The 23,918-nt window shown below is 69.8% G+C and carries 20 protein-coding genes; 13 read left to right on the forward strand and 7 right to left on the reverse strand.

The genetic code is table 11. The features are described 5' to 3' along the window. Positions 1–7: 7 nt before the first annotated feature. From OG707_RS21330 to rox, 5 genes are all read left to right on the forward strand, one after another. A complete protein-coding gene (locus OG707_RS21330) occupies positions 8–358 on the forward strand; it encodes a winged helix-turn-helix transcriptional regulator (protein WP_329120635.1) in 351 nt (116 codons plus the stop codon). A gap of 159 nt (positions 359–517) precedes the next feature. Beyond that, positions 518–1,906 carry an MFS transporter gene (locus OG707_RS21335; protein ID WP_329127902.1) on the forward strand — a complete coding sequence of 463 codons (1,389 nt, stop codon included), beginning with the start codon at positions 518–520 and terminating at the stop codon, positions 1,904–1,906. Positions 1,907–1,978: 72 nt separating this feature from the next. Then, a complete protein-coding gene (locus OG707_RS21340; protein WP_329120637.1) occupies positions 1,979–2,557 on the forward strand; it encodes a carboxymuconolactone decarboxylase family protein in 579 nt (192 codons plus the stop codon). Beyond that, a complete protein-coding gene (locus OG707_RS21345; RefSeq protein WP_329120639.1) occupies positions 2,554–3,423 on the forward strand; it encodes an RNA polymerase sigma-70 factor in 870 nt (289 codons plus the stop codon). The genes OG707_RS21340 and OG707_RS21345 overlap by 4 nt, the downstream gene beginning before the upstream one ends. Positions 3,424–3,597: 174 nt before the next feature. After that, on the forward strand, positions 3,598–5,022 hold the full coding sequence (gene rox / locus OG707_RS21350) for a rifampin monooxygenase (protein ID WP_329120642.1): 1,425 nt from the start codon (positions 3,598–3,600) through the stop codon (positions 5,020–5,022). A gap of 45 nt (positions 5,023–5,067) precedes the next feature. Here the strand turns inward: rox and OG707_RS21355 are convergent, their stop codons facing one another. After that, positions 5,068–8,421: a S8 family peptidase gene (locus tag OG707_RS21355; protein ID WP_329120644.1), complete on the reverse strand. Its 3,354-nt coding sequence runs from the start codon at positions 8,419–8,421 to the stop codon at positions 5,068–5,070. A 171-nt stretch (positions 8,422–8,592) separates the two neighbouring features. Between OG707_RS21355 and OG707_RS21360 the strand changes: the two genes are divergently transcribed. The 3 genes from OG707_RS21360 (at position 8,593) to OG707_RS21370 (ending at position 10,016) form a co-directional block, all read left to right on the forward strand. Beyond that, positions 8,593–8,979: a helix-turn-helix domain-containing protein gene (locus tag OG707_RS21360; RefSeq protein WP_329120646.1), complete on the forward strand. Its 387-nt coding sequence runs from the start codon at positions 8,593–8,595 to the stop codon at positions 8,977–8,979. 30 nt (positions 8,980–9,009) lie between these two features. Beyond that, positions 9,010–9,576: a hypothetical protein gene (locus tag OG707_RS21365; protein ID WP_329120648.1), complete on the forward strand. Its 567-nt coding sequence runs from the start codon at positions 9,010–9,012 to the stop codon at positions 9,574–9,576. Between the two features lie 104 nt (positions 9,577–9,680). After that, positions 9,681–10,016: a DUF2516 family protein gene (locus tag OG707_RS21370; RefSeq protein ID WP_329127903.1), complete on the forward strand. Its 336-nt coding sequence runs from the start codon at positions 9,681–9,683 to the stop codon at positions 10,014–10,016. Between the two features lie 11 nt (positions 10,017–10,027). On the opposite strand, the gene OG707_RS21375 is transcribed toward OG707_RS21370, so the two are convergent. The 3 genes from OG707_RS21375 to OG707_RS21385 all read right to left on the reverse strand — a co-directional run bounded on the left by OG707_RS21375 (position 10,028) and on the right by OG707_RS21385 (position 13,407). Next, the gene (locus OG707_RS21375) at positions 10,028–11,233 is read right to left on the reverse strand and encodes a PP2C family protein-serine/threonine phosphatase (RefSeq protein WP_329120649.1); all 1,206 of its coding nucleotides are present in this window, start codon (positions 11,231–11,233) and stop codon (positions 10,028–10,030) included. A gap of 203 nt (positions 11,234–11,436) precedes the next feature. Beyond that, positions 11,437–12,420 carry an NlpC/P60 family protein gene (locus OG707_RS21380; protein WP_443071491.1) on the reverse strand — a complete coding sequence of 328 codons (984 nt, stop codon included), beginning with the start codon at positions 12,418–12,420 and terminating at the stop codon, positions 11,437–11,439. Between the two features lie 192 nt (positions 12,421–12,612). Then, positions 12,613–13,407 (reverse strand): class I SAM-dependent methyltransferase, encoded by a 795-nt coding sequence (locus OG707_RS21385; protein ID WP_329120653.1) that lies wholly within the window; start codon positions 13,405–13,407, stop codon positions 12,613–12,615. A 144-nt stretch (positions 13,408–13,551) separates the two neighbouring features. On the opposite strand from OG707_RS21385, the gene mshA reads away from it, so the two are divergent. The 4 genes from mshA to OG707_RS21405 all read left to right on the forward strand — a co-directional run bounded on the left by mshA (position 13,552) and on the right by OG707_RS21405 (position 18,823). Continuing rightward, positions 13,552–14,898, forward strand: a complete 1,347-nt coding sequence (gene mshA / locus OG707_RS21390; protein ID WP_329120655.1) for a D-inositol-3-phosphate glycosyltransferase — start codon at positions 13,552–13,554, stop codon at positions 14,896–14,898. Beyond that, complete coding sequence (locus tag OG707_RS21395) at positions 14,891–15,382, forward strand: YbjN domain-containing protein (protein ID WP_329120656.1); 492 nt, start codon at positions 14,891–14,893, stop codon at positions 15,380–15,382. The genes mshA and OG707_RS21395 overlap by 8 nt, the downstream gene beginning before the upstream one ends. A 115-nt stretch (positions 15,383–15,497) precedes the next feature. Beyond that, on the forward strand, positions 15,498–17,162 hold the full coding sequence (locus OG707_RS21400; RefSeq protein ID WP_329120658.1) for a glycosyl hydrolase family 28-related protein: 1,665 nt from the start codon (positions 15,498–15,500) through the stop codon (positions 17,160–17,162). An 11-nt stretch (positions 17,163–17,173) separates the two neighbouring features. Then, positions 17,174–18,823 carry a glycosyl hydrolase family 28-related protein gene (locus tag OG707_RS21405; RefSeq protein ID WP_329120660.1) on the forward strand — a complete coding sequence of 550 codons (1,650 nt, stop codon included), beginning with the start codon at positions 17,174–17,176 and terminating at the stop codon, positions 18,821–18,823. 4 nt (positions 18,824–18,827) lie between these two features. Here the strand turns inward: OG707_RS21405 and OG707_RS21410 are convergent, their stop codons facing one another. Further along, on the reverse strand, positions 18,828–20,096 hold the full coding sequence (locus OG707_RS21410; protein WP_329120662.1) for an MDR family MFS transporter: 1,269 nt from the start codon (positions 20,094–20,096) through the stop codon (positions 18,828–18,830). A 175-nt stretch (positions 20,097–20,271) separates the two neighbouring features. Here OG707_RS21410 and OG707_RS21415 point away from each other — a divergent pair, with 175 nt between their 5' ends. Continuing rightward, positions 20,272–21,033, forward strand: coding sequence for a phosphoglyceromutase (locus OG707_RS21415; RefSeq protein ID WP_329120664.1), 762 nt, complete (start codon positions 20,272–20,274; stop codon positions 21,031–21,033). Positions 21,034–21,097: 64 nt separating this feature from the next. Here the strand turns inward: OG707_RS21415 and OG707_RS21420 are convergent, their stop codons facing one another. Beyond that, positions 21,098–21,781 carry a hypothetical protein gene (locus tag OG707_RS21420; RefSeq protein ID WP_329120666.1) on the reverse strand — a complete coding sequence of 228 codons (684 nt, stop codon included), beginning with the start codon at positions 21,779–21,781 and terminating at the stop codon, positions 21,098–21,100. A gap of 80 nt (positions 21,782–21,861) precedes the next feature. Further along, positions 21,862–23,859 (reverse strand): Ig-like domain repeat protein, encoded by a 1,998-nt coding sequence (locus OG707_RS21425; RefSeq protein ID WP_329120668.1) that lies wholly within the window; start codon positions 23,857–23,859, stop codon positions 21,862–21,864. Between the last annotated feature and the right edge of the window lie 59 nt (positions 23,860–23,918).

Below are 23,918 nucleotides of genomic sequence, written 5' to 3' on the forward strand. Positions count from 1 at the left end.
GACGACGATGACGCGCGGCCGTGCACAGGATCCGAACGTCTGTGGAGTGACCGCCGCGATCGCCGTGATCGACGGCAAGTGGAAGACCGCCCTGCTGTGGCTGCTCGAGGACGGCGAGCACCGCCCCGGCGAACTGCGCCGCAAACTGCCGGGGCTCAGCGAGAAAGTGCTGACGCAGGCGCTCCGCGAGATGGAGACCGACGGTCTGGTGCATCGCGAGGTGCACGACCAACTGCCCCTGAAAACGGTGTATTCGCTCACCCCGTTCGGCCGCGAGCTCTCCTCCGCGCTCGCGCCGCTCTCCGACTGGGGCCACCGCCGCCTGGAGCGGCTCCCCAGGGACCGGCCGGCTTCTTGACCTGCCTGACCTGCTTGACTTCAAGATTCGCCGGAGCGCCACGCGCCCACAAGTACCCACAAATAAGTGGCTATCGGGGTGCCCGGCGGCGCTTCGAAAACCAGTGGCACGCACCACGGGCCCCGCATAGCTTGGGCACTCGTGACAGATGATCCGAAGATGGCCGAGCACGCCCCGATACGGTCCGAAGCCGACGGGGAGGGGCTCTGGTCCCGGACCTATCTGGCCACCACCATCAGCTTCGCCGCCGTCGAGTTCCTGACGGGATTCGCCGCGCTCGCCGTCGTGCCGACTCTGCCGGTGGCTGCACGGGACCTCGACGCCGTACCGCTGTTTCCGCTGGTCGCAGGCTGTTTTGTCGCCGCGAGCCTGCTGGGCGCGGTCATCGGCGGCGACTGGGCCGACCGCTCGGGGGCCCGCCGCCCGCTGGCCGTGGGCACGGTCCTCGCGGTGATCACCCTGCTGGTCTCCGCCTCCAGTACGTCGATCTGGCAGCTCGCCGCCGGACGCTTCCTGGACGGGATCTCCGCCGGAATGGTCGCGGTCTCCGTCAACACCGCCATCGGCCAGGCCTACCCCACCCGCCTCCAGCCGCGCGCCCTGTCCCTGGCGAGCACCTGCTGGGTCGTGCCGTCCCTTGCGGGCCCGCCCCTCGCGGGTCTGGTCGCCGACTGGTGGTCCTGGCGCATGGTGTTCTACGGACTGGCCGTACTGACGCTGATCCCGTCGCTGGTCGTCGTGGCGCTGCTGCGCGACCGCCCCGGCAGTGCGCCCGCGCCCGTACGGACGGGGGAGCGGGCACCGCGCCCTCCGCTGCTGATCGCGGCGGCGGTGAGCGTGGGTGCGGCGCTCGGGCAGTACGCGGTCTCCGGCTGGGACATCACTCATCTCCTGTGCGCCGTAGGGGCGTTGGCGGTCCTGACGGTCTTCGCTCCGCGTCTGGTGCCAACAGGGACGTGGCGTGCCGTACGGGGACTTCCGGCGACGGTGCTGCTGCGCGGTCTGGCGTCGGGCACGTTCTTCACGGTGGAGGCCTTCGTCCCGCTGCTCCTGGTGACCGAACGGCACGTGGCCCCGGTCATGACGGGCCTGGTCTTCACGGGCGCCGCCGTGGCCTGGGCCGCCTCGTCCTGGGTGCAGGGCCATCTCCTCGCGGACCGGCCCCGTGACCGTATCGTCGCGGCCGGAGCGCTGATCGTGGCGGTGGCAGTCGTGCTGGCCGCGGTCGGCACGATCCCCTCGATGCCCTCGGTGACGGCGGCGTCCGCGATGGTCGTGGCGGCGATCGGCATGGGCCTGCTCGCCCCGTCGCTCACCCTCCTCTCGCTGGCCCACAGCCCCGCCGACCGCCAGGGCTACGCGAGCAGCGCGATGCAGACGAGCCAGAACCTGGGCCAGATCGCGATCCTGGGCGTCGCGTCCGCCGTCTTCAACGCGGGCCTGGTTCTCGGCTCGGGCCAACTCGTGGGCTACGGGGCGGCGTTCACGCTCCTTCTCGTACCGACACTGCTGGCGGCCGTACTCGCGGTGCGGGCGCGCAAGGCGTAGGTGTCACATCCGCGGACCGGCCGGTGTCTTCATGCCCGACAGACACCCAGGCCGATGTCCGAGGAGGACACCATGGCTATCCGGATTCCCAAGGCGGAGCTCCCCACCGAGCTCAAGGACAACATGATCAAGGCGCTCGGTTCCGTGCCCGAGCCCGTCGAAGTGCTCTTCAACCAGCCAGAACTCGCCCGCGCCAACCAGGAGTTCAGTGCCAAGGTGGGCTCGTGGAACGCGGCCGACGCGGGCCTCAAGACGTTCGCGCACATGGCCGTCGCGGCCCAGATCGGCTGCAGTTGGTGCCTGGACATCAACTACTTCGCCGCGCAGAACCAGAACCTGGACCTGGCCAAGGCGAGCCAGGTGCCGCGCTGGCGGGAGTCGGACCTCTTCACGCCCCTGGAGCGGGACGTGCTGGAGTACGCCGAGGCCATGACGAACACACCCCCGACCGTCACCGACGAGCTGTCCGCCGGCCTGCTGGACCGGCTCGGCCCGGCGGCGCTGGTCGAACTCACCGTGTTCATCGGCTTCGCCAACTTCGCCTCCAGGACCAACACGGCGCACGGCATCACGTCGCAGGGCTACTCCGAGGCCTGTGAAGTCCCTCTGGCTGCGCGCCCCGAGCGCTCGGGCGTAGCGTCCGCGGCATGACCGAGAACCCCTTCGTCACCCACCGCAGCCTCCTCTTCACCGTCGCCTACGAAATGCTCGGCTCCGCCGCCGACGCCGAGGACGTCGTGCAGGAGTCCTGGCTGCGGTGGGCCGACGTGGACGCCACGCAGATCAAGGACCCGAGGGCGTACCTCGTCCGGATCGTCACGCGCCAGGCCCTCAACCGCCTGCGCACCCTGTCGCGCCGCCGCGAGGACTACGTCGGCGAGTGGCTGCCCGAGCCGCTGCTCACCACCCCCGACGTCGCCGAGGACGTCGAGCTCGCCGAGAGCGTCTCGATCGCGATGCTGACCGTCCTGGAGACGCTCGGGCCGTCCGAGCGTGCGGTGTTCGTCCTGCGCGAGGTCTTCGACATGCCGTACGGGGAGATCGCCGAAGCCGTCGGGAAGCCCGCCGCCACCGTGCGGCAGATCGCCCGGCGCGCCCGCGACCACGTGGCGGCCCGGCAGCCGCGGATGCAGGTGGCACGGTCGGAGCAGCAGGCGGTGGTGGAGCGGTTCCTGGCCGCCCTGCGAACGGGGCAACTGCAGGAGCTGATGGAGGTCATGGCACCGGACGTGGTCATGATCGCCGACGGCGGCGGCATCGCGGCGGCCGCGCTGACACCGGTCCACGGAGCCGATCTGGTGGCGAGGATCCTCGGCCGCGCGCACCGGGTGGAGGTCACCCCGGTGGACGTGGAGACCCTGTGGCTCAACGGTGCGCCCGCGGGCCGCATCGAGGTCGACGGCGAACCGGCCGCGGTGAGCGTGGTCGTGGAGGACGGGCTGATCACGCGGGTGTTCCTGGTGCGGAACCCGGAGAAGCTGACGCGCCTCGACGACCCGGCCGCACTCACGCGGTAGGCGCCCGAGGGGCGGAAAACAAAAAAGGAAAGGAGAGCTCCGCTCCTTTCCACTCCCAAGATATAGCGCACCCCGGGCCTTGCGGCAAGGCCCGGGGTGTCCCGCATACTCGGCGATCGAAGCCGGAACGACGAGGTCAGAGCGTCGTAACTCAAGCGGGAATACGGGGACTTCATGATTGATGTGATCGTGGTGGGCGGCGGACCGACCGGCCTGATGCTCGCCGGAGAGCTGCGCCTGCACGGCGTCGAGGTGGTCGTACTGGAGAAGCTGACCGCGCCGACGGGGGAGACCCGCGGACGCGGTCTGCACGCGCGCAGCGTCGAGATCATGGACCAGCGCGGTCTGCTCGAGCGCTTCCTCGCGAACAGCGAGAAGTTCCAGGCCGGCGGGCTCTTCGGTGGCATCGCGAAGCCGTGGCCCGAGCGGCTGGACACGGCGCATCCGTTCGGCGTCTCCAGCCTGCAGCCGGAGACGGAGCGCCTGCTCAAGGAGCGTGCCCTGGAGCTCGGGGCCGAGATCCGGGCAGGTGTGGAGGTGACCGGGCTGAGCCAGGACGCGGAGGGGGTGACCGTAGAGCTCGCGGACGGTACGAGCCTTCGCTCGCGCTATCTTGTCGGGTGCGACGGCGGCCGCAGTGTCGTACGCAAGGCGCTCGGCGTCGACTTCGTCGGCGAGCCGCCCACGGTCGAGACGCTGCTCGGCGACATGGAGATGACCGAGGACCTGGAGACGGTCATGGCCGTCACCGAGGAGGTCCGCAAGACGCAGCTGCGGTTCGGCGTCATCGACAACAGGGACAGTACGTACCGGGTCGTCGTCCCCGCCGACGGAGTCGCCGAGGACCGGGTGGCGCCGACCCTGGAGGAGTTCAAGGCGCGGCTGCGGGAGGTCGCGGGGACCGACTTCGGGGTGCACTCGCCCCGCTGGCTCTCGCGGTTCGGCGACGCCACGCGCCAGGCCGAGCAGTACCGCGTCGGACGGGCCTTCCTGGCCGGCGACGCGGCGCACATCCACCCGCCGACCGGCGGGCAGGGGCTCAACCTCGGGGTGCAGGACGCGTTCAACCTGGGATGGAAGCTGGCCGCGACGGTCAACGGGTGGGCGCCGGAAGGGTTGTTGGACACGTACCACGAGGAACGGCACCCGGTCGGCGAGCGCGTGGTGAACAGCACCCGCGCACAGATCACGCTCCTCGGGACCACCCCGGGCGCGGCCGCGCTGCGGGAGCTGTTCACGAAGCTGATGGACTTCGAGGAGGTCAACCGGTACATCACCGGGATGATCACCGCAGTCGACATCCGCTATGCGTTCGGCGAGGGCCACGAACTGCTCGGGCGCAGGCTGCGGGACGTACAGCTGAAGCGGGGCCGTCTGTACGAGCTGATGCGCGAGGGCCGCGGGATCCTCCTCGACCAGACCGGCACGCTGTCGGTGGAGGGGTGGGCGGACCGGGTCGACCTCGTCGTCGACGTGAGCGACGAACTGGACGTGCCCGCCGTGCTGTTGAGGCCGGACGGGCATGTGGCGTGGGTCGGGGACGACCAGGAGGAGCTGCTCGCGCAGTTGCCCAGGTGGTTCGGGACGGCCGCGAGCTGAGCCGATGAGCCCCGCCCGGCACACGCCGGGCGGGGCTCACGGCCGTCAGCGTCCGAGGAACGCGTTGTACACGGCCACCTTGGAGATGTTGCCCTGCAGGTCGACGACCTCGGCCCGCAGCGCGACACCCTTGCCCTTGGCGGGGGCGCGCAGCTCGGCCTTGTCGTGCTTCACCAGCAGGGTCTGCCAGGTGACCCCGTTGTCGTACGAGGCCTGCACCACAAGGGACTTGAGGTTGTCCCCGGCCGCGGGACCCTGGACCTCCACCGGCATGGACATCTTCTTGCCCGCCTTGGCCTGCGACTGCAGGTCGAGAGCGGGGTGGAAGCGGACCATGGAGCCCGGCAGCTCCTTGTCGCCGTCCTTGGAGCGGAACGTCCAGCTGGTGTCGATGCGATTTCCGACGCGTCCGATCTTCGGGTCACGCGTGCTGGTGGAGCTGAGGGTGTACTCGTGCTCCTCCGCAGGCACCGGGAAGGACGCGAAGTCGATCGACGCGTCGTTCTCCGCGATCACCTTGCCGTCCTGGGTCAGGGTGGTGTGGGCGACCGCGTCGAGGACGCTGCCCGGGTGGCCCTGGCCGTCGTCGAAGGAGTTGACGAAGGCGTACAGGGAACCCGCGGAGCGCATCAGACCCGTGTAGCTCGCCGGGTCGACGACCGGACCGAAGACCCCGGTGTTGAAGTTCTCCGTGTACGTACGCCCCGCCCGGTACGTTGCGAAGCTCACGCGGTGCGAGGAGTCGGTCAGCCGCCAGCCGTTGGGCAGCGTGTCACCGAGCTGCTCCATGTTGAGGGTCCACTGCACGCCGTCCGCCGTGGACAGGTACAGGTGCTGCGTGCCCGGTGCGGCGAGCGGCATCCGGCCCGCCGCAGCGCCCATGAGGGAGTCCTTCAGCGTGGGCAGAGGCGAGAAGTAGGCGTCCTTGCCCGGCGCCGACTCCCCGAGGCCGACCTTCACCGACGCGAGGTTCCGCTTCTTCTCGTGCCGTGCGAACCCGGTGGCCAGGCGCTTGACCGGACCGCCGTACGCGAGCGAGTACTGCGTGTCGTCGCCCTTGACGAAGTCCGCGTCGAAGAGCTGCTCCAGCGAGCCGTCGGTGATCTGAGGCCCGAGGTGCGCGACCCGGACGTTCTTGTACGAGGCCAGCTGCCAGCCGAACTGGTAGCTCGTGTAGCCCTTCTTGACCGCGTAGATCATGTACGCCTGGGTCGGCTTCGCCGCCCGGTCGGGAACGGTGATGTCGACCGGCTCGGCGGTGCGCGCGTCCAGGGTGACCTTCTGGTCCTTGTCCACGGTCAGCTTGGGCTGTGAGATCCAGTCGATGCCCTTGGTGGAGTCGGCGCGGTCGGCGACGACCACACCCTGCACGTTGTACTCGCCCACCGGCAGCCGCACCGAAGTGGAGGCGCTGTCCTCGTCGAACGCGAACTCCTGGCCCGCGGCCTCGCCGGTCAGCCCCTTCACGTACGTCTGGAAGTGCGCGGCGGGCTTGCCGTCGCGCCCCAGGTGGCTCAACTCGACGTTGTACGACGCCACTTCGCGCTTGACGACGAACGCGGTACGCACGGCCTGGTCGGCCCCGCTCGCCACGACGGCACCGGTGTACTGCCCGTCCGGTGCCTCGACCTTGGTGTCGGCGGTGACGGTGACGTCCGCGGTCCCGCCCGCGGGCACGGTGACCTGCGCCGGGCTGACGGTGAACATGCCGGCGGGGGCGGCCTTGCCGTCCTTGTCCGTACCGCTCGCGGCCACATCGAGGGCGACGTCCGCCGTGCCCGTGTTGCGGTAGGTCACGGTGCGCGTGATCGGCTGGTCGTCTTCGTGTGGCCAGACGGCGTTGCCGAAGTTGAGCGAGGTCTGCTCGGCGTACACCGTCGTCTTGATCGCGTGGTCGACCTGGATACGGCCGGACCCCTGGTCGTACGCGGCGAAGCCGGTGTCCTTGGTGGAGCCGGTGAGGACACCCTTGAGCTGGGCGGCCTTCCACTCCGGGTGCTGCTGCTTCAACAGGGCGGCGGAGCCTGCCACATGGGGCGTCGCCATGGACGTACCGGAGATGGTGACGTACCCCTCGGGGTTCTCGCCGACCTCCTGTGCGATGACGCTGCCGGGGGACGAGGCGGCGGTGATGTCGACGCCGGGGGCCGTCACGTCCGGCTTGATGGCGCCGTCGCCGATGCGCGGTCCGCGGCTGGAGAAGTCGGCCATCTTGTCGTCGCTGTCGACGGCGCCGACGGTCAGCGCGCTGTCCGCGGAGCCGGGGGAGCCGACGGTGCTCGCGCCGGGTCCTTCGTTGCCGGCCGCGATGGCGAACAGGACGCCGTTGGTGTTGCTGTAGTGGTCGACCGTCTCTTCGAGCGGGTCGGCGTCGGTGCTGTCCGGGCCGCCCAGGCTCATGTTGACGACGTCGGCGCCCTGCGCGACCGCCCAGTCGATGCCCGCGATGATGTTGGACTCGTCGCCGCTGCCGGTGTCGTCGAGGACCTTGGCCTCGATGATGCTCGCGCCGGGGGCCACACCCTTGTACTTGCCGCCCGACTTCGCGCCGGAACCGGCGATGGTGGACGCCACGTGCGTGCCGTGACCCTGGTGGTCCAGGTTGTCGGGCGAGGTGGAGAAGTTCTGCCCGGCGACGACCTTGCCCGCCAGGTCGGGGTGGTCCGCGTCGACACCGGTGTCGACGACGGCGACCTTCACGCCCTTCCCGTCGAAGCCCGCCTGCCACGCGGCGGGCGCGCCGATCTGCGGGACGCTGACGTCGAGCTGGGCCTTGAGGGTGCCGTCCAGCCAGATGTGGGCGACGCCCTGGGCCGTCGTCCGCATGACAGCGTTGTCGGAGGCGGCGGTGAGGGACTTCCACAGGGCGGGGAGGTCGGCCGCCGGGGTGGTCAGGGCCTCGGCGTTGAGGGCCTTGAGGGTGCGGCGGACCTTGGTGTCCCCGGCGTCCCGTACCTCTGCGCGCGCGGTGGAGGCGGCGCCCCGGTAGCCGACGATGACCTTGAGGCCGCCCTTGTACGCGGTGCGCGCGGCGGCCGTGTCGAGCTGCGCGGCGTCGAAGAGCCGGTCGTCCAGCTTGCCCTCGGTGATCAGCCGCTGGGCGTCGATCGGCACGACGAGGGAGCGCTTGCCGTCGTTCTCGATATGTACGGGTATGTTCTCGCGGCCGGGCGCCGGGTCGAACCCGGTGACGCGCCCGCCGGTCACCTCGGCCACGTCGCCGGTGATCAACTGCACGCGGTGCGGAGGGTGTTGTTGCTGCTTTGCGGACGGGACGGACGGGGTGGACGGGCCGGACGGCGCCGCGGTCGCGGCGGTGGCCGGGGCCCCTGTCGTCATCGCGGCGACCGCTGTGGCGGCCGCGGCGACGAGGGCGGGTTTTGTGATGAGTCTTCGCACATTGATCCTTGTGGGTGTTTTGGTATACCGAAAGCGTGTGCGTGGCGCAGTATTCATCGGTGTGCGGCCGGGAACAAGGGGTCCAGACCGACCAGTTGGTCCGCAGTGGCGTGGCACACTTTTGCAAGCAGGCGCTTGCAAAAGTTAGCGGCGAGGGTGCAGCATCTCCCTATGGCATCGCTCAACGTCGGCAATCTCGGTGAGTACTTGCGCGAACAACGGCGCAACGCGCAGCTGTCGCTGCGTCAACTCGCCGACGCCGCCGGGGTGTCCAACCCGTACCTCAGTCAGATCGAGCGCGGCCTGCGCAAGCCGAGCGCGGACATTCTGCAGCAGCTGGCGAAGGCGCTGCGGATCTCCGCGGAGACCTTGTACGTGCAGGCCGGGATCCTCGACGAGCGGGAGCGGGAGGAGTTGGAGACGCGGGCCGTCATCATGGCGGACCCCTCCATCAACGAGCGCCAGAAGCAGGTGCTGCTTCAGATCTACGAGTCGTTCCGCAAGGAGAACAGCGCGGACGGGCTCGCGGCAGATGCGGATGCCGACCCACCCTCGTAAGCATTGAACTGATCCGGGAGGACCACAGTCATGGCCATTACCGATGAACTGCGCACCCCCATCTACTTCGCCGCCGGCACGGCCGACTACGCCGTACAGCAGGCGAAGAAGGTTCCGGCGCTGATCGAGAAGATCCAGGCCGAGGCCCCGGCGCGTATCGACGCCGTACGCAAGACCGACCCGAAGGCCGTGCAGGACAAGGCAGTTGCGCAGGCCAAGGAGGCCCAGGCCACCGCTCAGGCCAAGTTCAACGAGCTCTTCTCCACGCTCGACACCGACCTGAAGAAGATCGGTGAGACCACGCAGGACTTCGCGCTGCGCGGTGTGGGTCTGGCCGCCGAGTACGCGGTCAAGGCGCGCGAGGCGTACGAGAAGGTCGCCGAGCACGGCGAGCTGGCCGTGAAGCAGTGGCGCGGCGAGGCCGCCGAGGAGATCTCCGAGATCGCCGCGGTCGTCGAGCCCGACCCGGAGCCCGTCGCCGAGCCCGTCGCGGAGGAGCCGAAGACCGCCAAGGCCGAGGCCAAGCCCGCTCCGGCGAAGAAGACCACGGCGCGCAAGACGGCCGCCAAGAAGACGACGCCTGCTGCCGACAAGTAACAGGCGGCAGGTCGTGGGGCGGGCACCTTCTGGGTGGCCGCCCCGTTTTCTCTGTACGGTGGCTGTGTCGTGGCCGGACTAACGGGTGGTGGATCGCAGTGCTGATGCAGGGTTTCTTCGGGTTCATGTCGCTGTTGAGCTGGGCCCTGATCATCTTCACCGGCTTCGCCTTCATCGACGCCGCCACCCGGCGCGAGGACGCCTACCGGGCCGCGGACAAGAAGACCAAGCCGTTCTGGCTGATCATTCTCGGCATCGCTGCCGTCCTGCCGTGGATCTTCGGGATCCTGGACTTCCTGCCGGTCATCGGGCTCGTCGCGGCCATCGTGTACATGGTGGACGTGCGCCCCGCGATCAAGCAGATCACGGGCGGCGGTGGCCGCCGCGGCGGCGGCTCCAGCAGCGACGGTCCGTACGGGCCGTACAACGGCGGCCGCTGACCCCCAGCGACCTAGCGGCGGCGCTCGAGCAGCAGGACCGCCACGTCGTCCGTCAGCTCGCCCCCGTTGAGGTCGCGCACCTCGGCGACGGCCGCCTCCAGCAGACTCTCGCCGCCCAGGCCTGCCGCCGTCTGGCGGTCGATCATCTCCAGCATGCCCTCCTGGCCCAGGCGCTGGTTCCCCTGGCCGATCCGGCCCTCGATCAGCCCGTCCGTGTACATCAACAGGCTCCAGACGCCGCCCAGTTCGACCTGGCGGCGCGGCCAGCGGGCGCGCGGCAGCAGGCCGAGCGCCGGGCCGCCGTTCTCGTACGGGAGGAGCTGTGCGGGCCCGTCGCCCCGGGTGATCAGCGGTGCCGGGTGGCCGGCCAGGCAGAGGCCGGCCCGGCGGCCGTCGGGGGCGATGTCGACCGTGCAGAGCGTGGCGAAGAGCTCCTCGCTCTCGCGCTCGTGCTCCAGGACCTGCTGGAGCGTGGAGAGCAGATCGTCCCCGGAGAGGCCCGCGAAGGTCAGCGCACGCCAGGCGATGCGCAGCTCGACGCCGAGCGCCGCCTCGTCGGGGCCGTGGCCGCAGACGTCGCCGATCATCGCGTGGACGGTGCCGTCCGGGGTGCGGACGACGTCGTAGAAGTCGCCGCCGAGCAGGGCGCGGGAGCGGCCCGGGCGGTAGCGCGAGGAGAAGCGCAGGTCGGAGCCGTCGAGGAGCGGGGTGGGGAGCAGGCCGCGCTCCAGGCGGGCGTTCTCCTGGGCGTGCAGCCGGGACTCGGCCAGTTTGTACTGGGCGATGTCGGCGCGCTTTCTCTCCACCGCGTACCGGATGGCGCGGCTCAGCAGCCGCCCGTCCAGCTCGTCGCGGGAGAGGCAGTCCTGTGCGCCGGTCCGTACGGCCTCGGCGGCGTCCTCGGGCCCGTGGCCGTCCCCGGCCAGCGCCAGGACGGCGTGACGCGGTGCGATGCGCAGGATGTGGTCCAGGGCCGCGGGGCCCAGCGAGAGGTCGAGCAGGATGCAGTGGACGTCGTCGGTGAGCAGCCGCTCGGCCTCGGTGAGGTTGCGCGCGGTCCTGACACGGACGCGGGTCCCTGCGGCGTCGAGCGGCTCGGGCACGCTGAACGTACCTGCCGGGTCGTCCTCGATCACCAGCAGGTTGAGGCCGGTGACACTGCTTGTGGAGTCCTGCCCCCTGGTCTGGTGGGGCAGAACGACCTGACCGCTCTCCATCGCTTCGGTTTCCTTCCCTCCCCCCGAGGGCGCGGAACGACGAACGACGTCCCACCGTCGGGGACCATAGCGTTAGCGACGGCCCCGGCGGAATGGCCGGAGGGAACCGGCCAGTGTCATATGCCGCATCCTGTACCGCAATTGGGCACGAGCCCGGTTCCGGCGGATGAGATACATCACGCCGGGCGGCCGCTGCGCGGGGTTTATTTGTCGGGCCGTACAACACCGAGGATCGGCATCGAGCCCGCCCCTGCGATGGTCACGTCCCGCCCCGGACGCGGTGCGTGCACGATCGCGCCGTCCCCGATGTACATCCCGACATGGGTCGCGTCGCTGAAGTAGATGATGAGGTCACCGGGGCGCATGTCCTTGATGGCCACATGCGGGAGCTGTGCCCACTGCTCCTGCGAGGTCCGCGGTATGGGGCGCCCGGCCGCCGCCCACGCCTGTGAGGTCAGCCCCGAGCAGTCGTAGGACTTGGGACCCTCGGCGCCCCAGACGTACGGCAAGCCGATCTTGGAGGTCGCGAACTTCACCGCCTGCTTCCCCTGGGCACTCGCCGCGCTGTTGATCTCGTTCAGTATTCCGGTGCTCAGCCAGGTCGTCTGCGCCTTGTACTCCTGGTCCTCCTCCAGCTGGAGGAGGCGCGCGCGCTCCTTCTTCTCCAGCGAGGACTCCAGCTTCTTGGCCGCGGCGATCTGCTCCGTGATCTGCTTCTTGGCCTTGTCCTGCTTGATGCGGTTGGCTTCCAGCTTCGTCCAGTTGGTGCCCGCGTCCTTTGTGTACGTCGCCAGGTCCTCCTGGGTCTGGTTCAGCTCGCCCAGCAGGTTCTGCGTCGCCTGCTGCCCGGCCCGCAGCCGGTCCGCCCCGTCCAGGAACTGGTCCGGGTCGCCGCTGAGCATCATCTGCGCCCCGAGCGGGAGCCCGCCGCTGCGGTACTGCTCGCGCGCCTCGGCCCCGGCCCGGTCCTTCAGTTTGTCGATCGCCTGCTGGCCCGCGACGATCTTCCGGGCGAGGCCGACGATCTCCGCGGACTGCTTCTTGGCGTCCTCCACGGCGCGGTTGTACGCATCCGTGGCGGACCCCGCCCTGCGGTAGAGGTCGTCGATCTCCTGGCGGACCTCTTCGAGGCTCTTCTTGGGCGCGGGCGGATCGGCGTGCGCGGAAGTCGCGTTGAGGACCGGCATGGTCAGTGCGCAGACCAGCGTGATCGCGGCGGCGGCGCGGCGGCGTCGGTTCACGAGCTCCCCCTCCAGAGCTGATTTACCGTCAGTAACTTAGCGAGTCAGCGCGATACTGCCACGCCCTCCTCGAATGCGACAGAGGCGTACACCCGTCTCATACGAACAAGATCTCCTACAAGTTCCCCGCCCCGCGCCCTAACGCGGCGCCAGCGCCGACCAGTTCACCGTCACTTCGCCCTGCCTCCACCGGCGGGCATCGTCCGTCAGCGGCCAGTCCGCCGAGAGTTCACGCACGGCCGTGATCCAGCGCTGCCGCGCCCCGAGCGAGGCGTACGGAGAGGCGGCCGCCCACGCCCGGTCGAAGTCCCGCAGAAACGCATGAACCGGCTCACCCGGCACATTGCGGTGGATCAGCGCCTTGGGCAGCCGCTCGGCCAGGTCCGAGGGGCGCTCCAGGGAGCCCAGCCGGGTTGCGAAGGTGACCGTGCGCGCCCCCTCGGGCCCCAGTGCGACCCACACATGCCGCCGCCCGATCTCGTCGCAGGTCCCCTCCACCAGGAGCCCGCCGGGTGCGAGGCGCGCGCAGAGCCGCTCCCAGACGGCGGCGACCGCCTCCTCGTCGTACTGCCGGAGCACATTGGCCGCCCGGATCAGCAGCGGCCGCCGCCCGCCGGGCAGCGGCACCTCGAAGCCCCCGTGCCGGAAGGTCAGCCCTTCGCGCTCGTACGGTTTCGCCGCCGCGACCCGCGCCGGCTCGATCTCGATCCCGACCACCTCGGCGGCGGGCGCGGCGGTGCGCAGCCGCGCAAGCAGCTCGACCGCGGTCCAGGGGGCGGCCCCGTACCCCAGATCGACGGCCAGGGGGGCGTCCGCCGAGGCCAGCGCACGCCCGTGAACAGCGGCGATCCACCGGTCCATGCGGCGCAGCCGGTTCGGGTTGGTGGTCCCGCGGGTCACGGCGCCGACGGGGCGGGAGTGGGGCGGGGCCATGGAAGCGAGGATATGCGAGCGATGTCGAGGTAATCATTTGGCAAAGTGGAAATGAAAGAGAGGGTTCCGCTGGTTCTGGCTCTTTGACGGGGTAGCCGCGCCCCGTCAGCGAGACGTGCACGGGTAACGAGGAGGACGCACCACGTGACTCAGTACGTGTCCCGGCTCGGAAGCCGCCTCGCCACACCTTCGAGGCCCTCCCGCCTCTTCACCGGCTCCCGCAGGCCCCGCCGCATCGCCATGCTCAGCGTGCACACCTCACCGCTGCACCAGCCCGGCACCGGCGACGCGGGCGGCATGAACGTCTACATCGTCGAGCTCGCCAAGCGCCTCGCCGCGATCAACATCGAGGTCGAGATCTTCACCCGGGCCACCACCGGTGGCCTGGACCCCCTGGTCGAGCTGGCCCCCGGCGTCCTCGTGCGGCACGTCGACGCGGGACCGTACGAGGGCCTGGCCAAGGAGGAGCTGCCCGCCCAGCTCTGCGCCTTCACGCACGGCGTGATGCAGGCCTGGGCCGGCCACCGCCCCGGCTACTACGACCTGGTCCACTCCCACTACTGGCTGAGCGGCCACGTCGGCTGGCTCGCCGCCCAGCGCTGGGGCGTCCCCCTCGTCCACGCCATGCACACCATGGCCAAGGTCAAGAACGCCGCCCTCGCCGAGGGCGACACCCCCGAGCCCGCGGCCCGCGTCATCGGCGAGACCCAGATCGTCCGCGCCGCCGACCGCCTCATCGCCAACACCGACGAGGAAGCGGACGAGCTCGTACGCCACTACGAGGCCGACCCCGGCAAGGTCGCCGTCGTCCACCCCGGCGTGAACCTGGACCGCTTCCGCCCCGCCGACGGCCGCGCCGCGGCCCGCGCCCGCCTGGGCCTGCCCCGCGACGCCTTCGTCCCGCTCTTCGCGGGCCGCATCCAGCCCCTCAAGGCCCCCGACATCCTGCTGCGCGCGGTCGCCGTCCTCCTCGACGAGGACCCGTCCCTGCGCGGCCGCATGATCGTCCCCGTGGTCGGCGGCCCCTCCGGCAGCGGCCTCGCCAAGCCCGAGGGCCTGCAGAAGCTGGCCGCGCGGCTCGGCATCGCGGACGTCGTCCGCTTCCACCCGCCGGTCGGCCAGGACCAGCTCGCGGACTGGTTCCGGGCCGCATCCGTGCTGGTCATGCCCTCGTACAACGAATCCTTCGGCCTTGTCGCCATAGAGGCCCAAGCGGCCGGCACCCCGGTCGTCGCGGCAGCGGTCGGCGGCCTTCCGGTGGCGGTACGGGACGGGGAGACCGGCTTCCTGGTCCCCGGCCACGACCCGGCCGCGTACGCCCACACTCTGCGCCGCTTCCTGGACCACCCGCACCTGGTGGACTCCATGGGGGACGCAGCCGCCCACCACGCCCGGCGCTTCGGCTGGGACACGGCGGCGTCCGCGACGGCGGACGTCTACACCGCCGCGGTGCAGGAACACCGCCGTCACGTACGCTCGCACCATGGCTGACGCGCGCGAGGTCATCGAGCAGACCTTCAAGGATGCCGAGCTCGAGTGGGAGAGCCCCGAGCCGGGCTCGTACGTCGTGAAGCTGCCCGGCACCCGCAAGCTCTCCACGACCTGCTCCCTGATCGTCGGCAACCACTCGCTGTCGGTCAACGCCTTCGTGATCCGCCACCCCGACGAGAACCACGAGGCCGTCCACCGCTGGCTCCTGGAGCGCAACCTCCGTCTCTACGGGGTGAGTTACGCCATCGACTCCCTCGGCGACATCTACCTCGCGGGCAAGCTCCCCCTGGCCGCCGTCACCCCCGACGAGATCGACCGCCTCCTCGGTGTGGTCCTCGAAGCGGCCGACGGCTCCTTCAACACGCTCCTGGAGCTGGGCTTCGCGCGTGCGATCCGCCGCGAGTACGAGTGGCGGATCTCCCGCGGCGAGTCGACCCGCAATCTGGATGCGTTCACACATCTGACCCAGCGCCCCGCCAAGTAGCGCTCGCTCACACCCAATTCACAGCTGCATGACCCCTTCCGCGCCTGCGGCCCCCGTGGCATGCTCACCGCCGACGCACACGTGAACAGAGTTCACATCCATGGAAGGCGGGCTCATGGGGACCATCGGGAACATCAGCAGACGAGGACTCCTCGGCAGCGCGATAGCGGTAGCCGCGGTCGCCACGACCGGAGGCATCGCCACAGCCTCTCCCGGCGAAACCACCCCCATCTGGCGGGAGTTCGCCCGCACCCCCTTCACCCACCCCCAGATCCCGTACATCGGCAGCGCAGGCCGCCGGACCGGCGAGCGCAAGCGCCCCCACCGCCCCGTCGTCGCCAACGTCCTCGACTACGGCGCCACTTCGGACGGCTCCACCGACTCGGCCCCCGCGATCAACCGTGCCGTCGCCGCTGCCGGCGAACGCGGCGGCGGCACGGTCCTCATCCCGGCCGGCACGTACCGGATCGACGACCTGATCCGCATCGGCCACAGCAACGTCACCCTGCGCGGCGCCGGCAGCGCCCGCACCAAGCTCTACGCGACGAAGAACCTCACCGAGCTGATCGGCGTCTACGGTTCGCGCTACGGCGGCACGAAGTCCTCCTGGTCCTGGGCCGGCGGCCTCATCTGGCTCTGCCCCAAGGACCGTTTCGCCACCCTCACCACGGCAATCCAGGCCAAGGCCTGGCCCTTCGAGGGCTGGACCGGCAACAAGCGCGACGAGTGGCAGACCCTCACCACGGTCGCCCCGGCGAAGCAGGGCGACCGCACGATCGAGGTCGCGGACACGAGCCGCCTCAACCGGGGCGACCTGGTCCTCCTCCGCCTCGCCGACGACGCGTCGCACACGCTCCTGGAGCACATGTCGGGCGGCGGCGCGGGCCCCGAGGCGTACTACTGGGACGACAAGACCAAGCTCACGAGCTACGTCCCCTACGAGTGGCCGGTCCGCATCACCCGCATCCACGGCCGCCGACTCACCCTGGAACGCCCGCTCCCGCTCGACATCCGCCCCGAGTGGGACCCGCGCCTGACGACCACGGTCACCCCGCTCGTGAACTCCGCGGTCGAGGGCCTCACCCTCGAAGCGATCCTCACCCCGCAGTCCGACCACCTCCTCGACAAGGGCTACAACGGGGTCGTCTTCCAGTGCGCGTACGACTGCTGGGCGGACGACGTCACCGTCCGCAACGTCGACAACGGCTTCGGCCTCGTCGGCGCCTCCGCCAACACCCTCACCCGCACGCGCGTCGAGGGCCGCGGCTCGCACCACCCGTACTTCTGCCGCGAGGGCTCGCACGACAACCTGATCGAGGACTTCACGATCGCGCAGCGCACGGTGGCGGCACCGCCCAACACCCAGCTGCACGGCATCAATGTGGAAGGCCTGTCCTCCTACAACGTCTGGTCGAAGGGCGTGATGGAGATGGGCACCTTCGACTCGCACCGCGGCCTGCCGTTCGCCAACGTACGCACGGACATCACGGTCAACAACACAGGCCAGCACGGCGGCGACGCCAGCGCGGGCCCCCTCTTCGGCGCCCGCTTCACGCACTGGAACATCCGCGTCACCAACGGCCGCGAGGGTCTGATGAAGATCGACGGCCTCGCTCCCTGGAGCGCGAGCGTCGGCATCTCGACGGTGACGCCGTTCGGCCAGATCGACGTCCCCGACTTCACGGGCGACCTCCACACGCGCCTGGAGGCGTACGGAACCCCCGAATCCGTACGCCCGCAGAACCTCCACGACGCCCAGCGCACCCTCAACTGCCGCTAAGGAGCCGCCAGATGACGCTCACCCGCAGATCTCTCCTCGCCACGTCGGCGGCGGTCGCAGCAGCGGCGACGGCCGCGATTCCCGCCCAAGCTGCCGAACCCACGGCTCTGTGGCCGGAGTTCAGGCGCAACCCCTACAATCACCCGCAGATCCCCTTCGTCGGCACTGCGGGCTACTCCTTCGGCTCCCGAACCCGCCCCCACCACGCGGTCCGCGCCGACGTGACCGACTTCGGCGCGCTCCCCGACGGCTCGGCGGACGCGGCGCCCGCGATCAACGCGGCCATCGAGTACGTCGGGGCCAAGGGCGGCGGCGCGGTGCAGGTCCCGCCCGGCACGTACCGCATCGACGACGTCATCCGCATCGGCTACGACAACGTCGTCCTGCGCGGCGCGGGCAGCTCGCACACCACCTTCTACGCCACGCACTCCCTGGAGGAGGCGATCGGCATCAACCGCAGCCGCTACGGCAACAGCCCCAATTCCGCGTGGAGTTGGTCGGGCGGCATGGTCTGGATCTGCCCGAAGGAGCGCTACGAGGCCCTCACGACCGCGATCAAGGCACACGACTGGCCCTTCGAGGGCTGGACGGGCAACGACGCCGACGAGGCGAAGACGCTCACCGAGGTCACGGCCCCGGCGGCCCGCGGCGACTTCACCCTCGACGTCGCCGACGCCCGTCACCTCCACCCCGGCGACCGCGTCATGCTCCAACTGGACGACGACGCCGACCACACACTCCTCGCGGCGATGAGCGGAGACGTCCCCGGCACGGCCGACTACGTCTGGTCGGACAAAACCAAACTGCTCTCCTACGCGCCCTTCAACTGGCCGGTGCGCATAGCGAAGGTCCGCCACAACCGCATCACCCTCGCGCAGCCGCTCCCGCTCCCGGTCCGCGCGGCCTGGAATCCCCGCATCTCCAACGTCCCGCACCTGATCGCGAATTCAGGCGTGGAGGGCATCACGATCGAGCTGATCAAGACGATCCGCCCCGCGCACCTCCAGGACAAGGGCTACAACGCCCTCGCGATCCAGTGCGCCTGGGACTGCTGGGCGGACGACATCCACGCGGTCAACGCGGACAACGGCTTCCTCTACGTATCCGCCAAGAACTGCACGATGTCCCGCACCCGCAATTCGGGCCGCGGCTCCCACCACAGCTACGCCTGCCGAGAGCAGTCCCACGACAACGTCTTCGAGGACTTCACGCTCGACGCCTTCACCGAGCCGCCCACTCCAGGATCGGGCCACCACGGCATCAACGTCGAGGGCCTCTCCTGCGGCAACGTCTGGTCCAGGGGCCACATGGACGCCGGCACCTTCGACTCCCACCGCGGCCTGCCCTTCGGCAACGTACGCACGGAGATCACGGTCTTCAACGACGGCGCCCACGGCGGCAGCGCGGACGCGGGCCCGCTCTACGGGGCCCGCTTCACGCACTGGAACGTCACGGTCACAAACGGCCGGGCGGGCTGCATCAAGATCGACGACATCGCACCGTGCAGCGCGACGGTCGCGATCTCGACGGTCAGCCCCTTCGGACAGATCGACAAGCCGGACTTCAAGGGCGCCCTCAACAGCCGCCTGGAGCTGTACGGAACCCCCGAGGCGGCGGTCCCGCGCAACCTCTACGAGGCCCAACGCGCCCTCTGCCACTGACGGTTCACGAGGCCACGACGATCTCCTGCGGCCGCTCCACCGGGGCGGCGGCAGGAGCCTCGTGGCTGCTGTCGTCCGCCAGCGTGCGCATCAGCAGCCAGTACCCGAGCCCGGCCACGGTCCCGATGGCCGCGCACATCCCCCAGAGCCACTCGGCCCCGAACCGGTCGATGACGAACCCCGACATCAGCGGGGCGATGAGGGCGGCGACGGCCCAGGACATGGTGTACATGCCCTGGTAGCGCCCGCGCCCATGGGTGGGGGAGAGCTTGACGACGAGCCCGGTCTGGGTAGGGGCATTGACGATCTCGGCGAGAGTCCACACACAAATGGTCAGCGCATAGACCCCCACCGACCCGGCGAAGGCGGTGAGCCCGAACCCGTACCCGGCGAGGACCGACGAGATGATCAACAGCCGCCGGGGATCGCGGTGTTCGATGAACCGCGTGACCGGAATCTGCAGCGCAACGATCAGCACGCCGTTGACGGCGACGGCCATCCCATAGTCAGCACTGCTGAACCCGGCGGCCCCCATCGCGACGGGCAGCCCGACGGACCCCTGCTGAAAGATGAGCGAAACGAGAAACGACAGCCCGACGACGCTCATGAACCGCCCGTCGCGCAGCACGGTCCCCATACCCATGGCGGACTCGCCGACGACTTCCTTGCCGGACCGCTCGGGCCGGGACTCGGGAATCTTCACGAAGACCACGACGGCACAGACCAGAGTCATCGCGGCCTCACCCATGAATCCGGCGAGATAGCTGTACTGGGCGATGAGCCCGGCCCCCATGGAGGAGACGGCGAAGCCGAGGTTGATGGCCCAGTAGTTGAGCGAGAAGGCCCGCATACGGTCCTCGGGCTTCACGATGTCGGCCATCATCGCCTGCACGGCGGGCCGCGAGGCATTGCTGGCCATACCGACGAGGAAGGCGACGCCGGCGATGGCGGCCGGGTCCTTCATGAACCCGAGCAGAGCAACGGACAGCGCGGTGGAGACCTGCGCGATGAGCATGGTGGGCCGCCGCCCGAGCCGGTCGGCCATGACCCCGGCGCCGAGCGACGAAGCAACACCCCCCAGCCCGTGCAACGAGGCGACAAGCCCGGCGTAGGTGGCGGAGTACCCCCGGTCCAACGTCAGGTACAAGGCCATGAAGGTGGCAACAAAAGCCCCGAGCCGATTGACCAGCGTGCTGGTCCACAGCCACCAGAACTCCCTGGGCAGCCCGCTCACGCTCTCGCGAGCGGCACGTCTGAGACCGGTGACGGACATGCGGGTTCCCCCCAGGGATGTAAGTGTTGCTGAACTGATCCGCAACTTACATAGAGCTCATCCCGAACCGCCACTCAATTGACGGCAACCGTCAACTGTCCGCCGACAGCCCGCCGACCGTCCGCCCCTCGGCTGCGCGCGCGGAGCCCCCGTACCGTGGATTAGGCTCGTACGCATGGCCGACGCACCGTACAAGCTGATCCTCCTCCGCCACGGCGAGAGCGAATGGAACGCGAAGAACCTGTTCACCGGCTGGGTGGACGTCAACCTCACCGAGAAGGGCGAGAAGGAGGCGGTCCGCGGCGGTGAGCTGCTCAAGGACGCCGGCCTGCTCCCCGACGTACTGCACACCTCGCTCCAGAAGCGCGCGATCCGCACGGCGAACCTCGCCCTCGAATCGGCCGACCGCCACTGGATCCCGGTCCACCGCAGCTGGCGCCTGAACGAGCGCCACTACGGCGCCCTCCAGGGCAAGGACAAGGCGCAGACCCTCGCGGAGTTCGGCGAGGAGCAGTTCATGCTCTGGCGCCGCAGCTACGACACCCCGCCGCCCGCCCTCGAGGACGGCACGGAGTTCTCCCAGTCCGAGGACCCGCGCTACGCCACGATCCCCCCGGAGCTGCGCCCCCGCACGGAGTGCCTCAAGGACGTCGTGGACCGCATGCTCCCGTACTGGTACGACGGCATCGTCCCCGACCTCCTGACGGGCCGCACGGTCCTGATCGCCGCCCACGGCAACAGCCTCCGCGCCCTGGTCAAGCACCTGGACGGCGTCTCCGACGCGGACATCGCGGGCCTGAACATCCCGACGGGCATCCCGCTGGCGTACGAACTGGACGCCGACTTCAAGCCCCTGAAGCCGGGCGGCACCTACCTCGACCCGGACGCGGCAGCGGCGGCCATCGAGGCGGTCAAGAACCAGGGCAAGAAGAAGTAACCGAAGAAGCCGAGACCAGCCCCCTGCCTGCGGTTTTCCCGCGAGCAGGGGGCTGGTCCGCTTCTCAGCCGGTGCCGCTCATGTCCAGCACGTCGGCCTTGGCCGGGGGCCGTACGTTCAGTGGCTTGTCGAAGGCGCTGTACGTGGTGGTCGTGACGAAATCGGGGCCCTTGTAGGCCACCTTGAGGATGTACGGCTTGCCTTCGGTGGCGATGTAAAAGGTGAAGGTGCCGTCCTTGGCCGCCTCGTCGGTCACCAGCAGCGAAATCGCCGGGGTGCCGTTCACCTTGGTCGGTTCGCCCTTGGTCGCCTTGCCGTACGAGGCGAACGGCTGTGTGCACTCGGCCAGGCCGTCTCCCGGCTCCGAGTTGCTGGACGGGGTCTTGATCCAGCGCTTCTGCTCGGTCGCGCCGGCCGGTTGATGGCGCCACGCCTCGAGGTAGGCGCGGTTGGGGCGGACGTAGTCCGTCTTGCCGATCCGGATCTGCTCGAGGACCGCGCCTTTGGCCGCGGTCGTCCTGAACGCACACCTGCCCTTGAGGTCGGTCGTCAGACGGCTCGAAGTCCCGTTGCCGGTCGCGTCGATGGTCACCGACTTCAGCGTGCGCATCGCGCCATTCGCGTCGTCGAGCATCCGGTCGGCGGAGCGCTTTTCCGCGCTGCTGCCGTCTGTGCAGCCCGTCGCGGCGGCGCCCACCAGCAGGCACGCCAGGGCTGCCGTCGCGGCGGTCGTCGATGTCGTTCGCACAAGAACCCCCCAGGTCCGTGCGGCAGGCAGCCCCGGCCGCACGAAAGGTGCGGACGGGGCCGTCGCCTGATTCAGGAGCGTCAGTTGGTGACGTACATGTACTTCCACGACCCGTAGGCCGTCGAGTTCACGCCGTCGCCCGAGTAGCCGGCGCCCTTGATATACGCCGACCGGAAGCGGAACTTGTAGCCCACCGAACCCGAACCCGGCTTGCCCAGGTTGACGACCGACTGGCCGGACGAGCTGAGCTTGAAGTACTCCGAGTCGCCGCTGCGCCAGGCGCCCTTGTAATAGATCTGGACGTCCATCCGCTGCTTGCGGCCCGGGTAGGGGTTCATCGTGGTGTTGAAGTACGGCTGCGACGTCTTGTGCACGTAGGCGTACGTCGTCGAGCCGATCTTGGCGTTCTTGTACTGCCGCGAGATCGACGTGACGACCTTGGCCTGGCCACCCGCCCACACCGTCACGGTCCTCGACGCGGTCCGCGCGTCGCCGTCGTACACGGCGTAGACCGACGAGTCCCGGTACATGTTCAGCGTGCCGGCGATCTGGCCCTTGCTGTTCACGTTGCCGGACTTGATCAGGTAGCGGCCCTTGCCGTCGCCGGCGCGGTCCGCGTAGATCTTCACGGTGCGGTTCTTGTACGTCGCCCCGAGGGTGGCCGTGAAGGCGACCGGCTTTCCGTACGTGAAGACCTTCTTGTTGTTGGTCATCGACAGGGACGGCGTGGTCCGCGACACCGCGACCTTGTCGGAGCCGTTCGCCGCGCTGTGCGTGGCGTCGCCCGCGTACGAGACCTTGTACGTCACGGTGCCGCCGGCCGACGGGGTGTCGGTGAAGGAGAACGCGCCGCCCGCCTTGGTGGTGATGGTGGGCAGCGACTTGCCCTTGGGGTAGTCGAGGTCGGTGCGCGTCACCGTCAGCGGGGTACCGGCGGGCAGCGCCACGGTCGCGGCGATCTCGCCGGTGACGGTCAGCGCCTTGCCTCGCGTCGTGCTGCTGGGCGCGCTGACGGTGATCGTCGGGAGCGATCGCACCGGGTCAGTGAGCACGCGAAGCGAGTACACGTTGTTGCTGTTCACCGACACCGCGAAGATCCGGCTGCCGTCAGGGGCCCAGGCGAGGGCTCCGTCGGCCAGGGTGTCGCCGCCGGTGGTGCCACCGGTGTTGGGGAAGTCGTACTCGCGGAGGGGCGTGGTGCTGCCCTGCCGGTAGACATGGATGTCCGGGCCGTACCAGGACGAGGTGCCCGCCGCGACGGTGCCGTCAGGGGCGATCGCAACACCGGAGCCGTAGTCGCCCGACGGGTAGCGGCCGACCTCGGAGAGGTCGGTGGTGGAGAACGCGGGGTGGGCGTACGGGTAGCCGCTGGCCGTCACGACCTGCGTCCCGTCCGGCGAGACCGCGAGCTGGTCGAAGAAGCTCGCGTCGACGGACTTGTACGCGCCCAGAGCCGCCGTCCCGCCCGAGACGTCGTACACCGCGAGGATGCCGGAGGTGGTGCTCTCCTCTCCCGCGACGAGCACACCCGAATCGGGGTCGGACGCCAGCACGGGCGCCGTGTAGAACGAGGCGTTTCCGGTCTGGGCCGGCGCCACGACGGGCTCCGCGCCCGAGAGGTCCAGCGAACCGATCGCTCCGCCGGGGGCAACGCCGTAGGAGAACCACAACTTGCCGCCCGCCGACGCGAGATCGTGCGGACTGTCCGCGCCGCCCAGGTCGTAACTCGCGGTCTGCGTGTAGGTGGACGTCTCCACGGACACGATGCGGTCCGTGCCGGCAACGGCCGCGTAGAGCTGGCCGGAGTCGTCGGAGAGCGCCAGGCCGTCCACGCCCGTCAGACCGCTGAGCGTGGCGACCGTCGTGCCCGCGTAGTCGGTGACGACGATCTTTCCGGCAGTCGGGTCCGAGATGTAGACCCGCTGGTGGACTCCGTCCACCACGACGTCCGCCGCGGACTTCAGTGAAAGGACCTTCGAGGTGTCGGCCGAGGCCGAGCCGGCCGTGACGACGCTCAGCGTCGCCGAGCTGAAGAGAACCGCGAGCGCCGTCGCGGTCGTGAGTGTGCGTCTGCGCACGATGTTTCGTACCCCCCAGGGTGATGAAGTTGTGAAAGCGCCCCCGCTGGCTCGCAGCG

Origin of the sequence: Streptomyces sp. NBC_01465, assembly GCF_036227325.1 — a bacterium.
Classification (GTDB): Bacteria; Actinomycetota; Actinomycetes; order Streptomycetales; family Streptomycetaceae; genus Streptomyces.

Bases quoted from the DNA above. Each gene is read 5' to 3' on its own strand.
- OG707_RS21365 (WP_329120648.1), top strand. From the start codon at position 9,010: ATGGCCATTACCGATGAACTGCGCACCCCCATCTACTTCGCCGCCGGC.
- OG707_RS21415 (WP_329120664.1), top strand. From the start codon at position 20,272: ATGGCCGACGCACCGTACAAGCTGATCCTCCTCCGCCACGGCGAGAGC.
- OG707_RS21410 (WP_329120662.1), bottom strand. From the start codon at position 20,096: ATGTCCGTCACCGGTCTCAGACGTGCCGCTCGCGAGAGCGTGAGCGGG.
- rox (WP_329120642.1), top strand. From the start codon at position 3,598: ATGATTGATGTGATCGTGGTGGGCGGCGGACCGACCGGCCTGATGCTC.
- OG707_RS21405 (WP_329120660.1), top strand. From the start codon at position 17,174: ATGACGCTCACCCGCAGATCTCTCCTCGCCACGTCGGCGGCGGTCGCA.
- OG707_RS21360 (WP_329120646.1), top strand. From the start codon at position 8,593: ATGGCATCGCTCAACGTCGGCAATCTCGGTGAGTACTTGCGCGAACAA.
- OG707_RS21375 (WP_329120649.1), bottom strand. From the start codon at position 11,233: ATGGAGAGCGGTCAGGTCGTTCTGCCCCACCAGACCAGGGGGCAGGAC.
- OG707_RS21395 (WP_329120656.1), top strand. From the start codon at position 14,891: ATGGCTGACGCGCGCGAGGTCATCGAGCAGACCTTCAAGGATGCCGAG.
- OG707_RS21345 (WP_329120639.1), top strand. From the start codon at position 2,554: ATGACCGAGAACCCCTTCGTCACCCACCGCAGCCTCCTCTTCACCGTC.
- OG707_RS21340 (WP_329120637.1), top strand. From the start codon at position 1,979: ATGGCTATCCGGATTCCCAAGGCGGAGCTCCCCACCGAGCTCAAGGAC.
- OG707_RS21370 (WP_329127903.1), top strand. From the start codon at position 9,681: ATGCAGGGTTTCTTCGGGTTCATGTCGCTGTTGAGCTGGGCCCTGATC.
- OG707_RS21330 (WP_329120635.1), top strand. From the start codon at position 8: ATGACGCGCGGCCGTGCACAGGATCCGAACGTCTGTGGAGTGACCGCC.
- OG707_RS21335 (WP_329127902.1), top strand. From the start codon at position 518: ATGGCCGAGCACGCCCCGATACGGTCCGAAGCCGACGGGGAGGGGCTC.
- OG707_RS21400 (WP_329120658.1), top strand. From the start codon at position 15,498: ATGGGGACCATCGGGAACATCAGCAGACGAGGACTCCTCGGCAGCGCG.
- OG707_RS21380 (WP_443071491.1), bottom strand. From the start codon at position 12,420: ATGCCGGTCCTCAACGCGACTTCCGCGCACGCCGATCCGCCCGCGCCC.
- OG707_RS21385 (WP_329120653.1), bottom strand. From the start codon at position 13,407: ATGGCCCCGCCCCACTCCCGCCCCGTCGGCGCCGTGACCCGCGGGACC.